The following is a 1,493-nucleotide window of genomic DNA, read 5'->3' as shown; positions in this document are numbered from 1 at the left end:
CTGTGATATTCAATTTTTTTGTTGTTGAGAACTAATTTTTAGATTTAAAAGCTTAGTTTAGATTGAATATGCTTAATGTTTTTGTGTTACAATCAAATATATTTTTAAATATAATAATCTCTTTATCTAAATTTGCATTTCATTTCCTGTCTAACTTATGATGAACCCTATTTAGTACCATAGTTGAGTTTTAGATGAATCTAAAAATTTAATTTATGACAAAATCCCTTTTTTGCAGCTCTAAAAATAATTTTGAGAAAACTTTATTTACTTGATATTTCTGCTTTTCACTAAGAAGATATCACGGATTCAGGTTATCTTTTAACTGGTTACTTAAACTTCCTGAATCGCTGGGTGGCTTAATGATTGGAAGAGCCTTACAGGCTACTTGTCAGATTGTTACCGCTGAATTTCAGTGAGTAAACTAAAGCCATTAACTGAATTATTGCTTTTGATAGCTATGGCCGGAATGGGGTTAAATATTCTTTAGTCTGGGATCAAATTCATCTCTCAACCAGTCAGCGATAAGGTTTAGACTGAAAACAATGGACATTAATGTGATACCGGGAAAGAAAACAAGCCACCATTTACCGGCATAGAGAAAATTACGCCCCTGTGAGATCATCATACCCAGAGAAGGGTGTGTTATAGGAACCCCAACTCCCAGAAAACTAAGGGTAGCTTCCAGCATTATAGCCATACCGAAGTGAACTGCAGCAATCACCAGCAGTGGTGAAATTGAATTAGGTAAAATGTGTTTAAATATTATCCTCCGATCGTTATTACCAGTAGCTTTACTGGCCAATACATATTCTTCTTCTTTAACTGATAATACTTCCCCTCTGATAGTTCTGGCATACTGCACCCAACCTGAAATACATATTGCCATAATTACCAGAACTACACTATTAGTCTGGAAGATTCCCAATAAGAGCATAGCTATCAGAGTCTGGGAAAAGGAAAAGAGGGTGTCTCCCATTCTCATCATAATTATATCAAGTATTCCTCCATAATAACCGGCAAGTAATCCAATTAAAGCTCCAAAACCACCGGCGATAATAACTACACTGATACCTACAAGAAAGGAAGTCCGGCAGCCATATAGAATGGTACTGAATACTCCACGACCCTGCATATCAGTTCCCAGAATAAAAGGGCTAACTCCCCCTTTCTTCCACAGAGGTGGTTTTAAGGAATTGCTCAGACTTATTTTATCTATAGCATAAGGGTTCTGTGGTGCTATCAGTGGAGCAAAAATGGCTCCCAGAAGTAAAATTAATATAACTATTGACCCGATGACAACAGGGGGCCTTTCTAAATAATGTTTAAATATTTTTGATTTATAAATTGTAGTTACAAAATTAATCATATATTGACCCTCCTCGGGGCAAGCCCACAAGGATTCCTGCTTCTTAGAAGTGGTAACCCACCATCTCCACAGGCTTAAAATCCTGTTAGCCCAACAGTATATCCTCTAACTTGCCTTTTGTATT

At 36.4% G+C, this 1,493-nt stretch carries 1 protein-coding gene; it reads right to left on the bottom strand.

The annotated features are described in order from the left end of the window. Positions 1-475 precede the first annotated feature (475 nt). Positions 476-1,369 (bottom strand): ABC transporter permease, encoded by an 894-nt coding sequence (locus DFR78_RS11840; protein WP_114459027.1) that lies wholly within the window; start codon positions 1,367-1,369, stop codon positions 476-478. Positions 1,370-1,493: the final 124 nt, after the last annotated feature.

It is taken from the genome of Halanaerobium sp. MA284_MarDTE_T2, from assembly GCF_003337245.1.
In the GTDB taxonomy this organism is placed as follows: Bacteria; Bacillota; Halanaerobiia; order Halanaerobiales; family Halanaerobiaceae; genus QPJE01.
The sequence above is the reverse complement of the archived record's forward strand: the minus strand, read 5'-3'. Positions and strand labels throughout refer to the sequence as shown.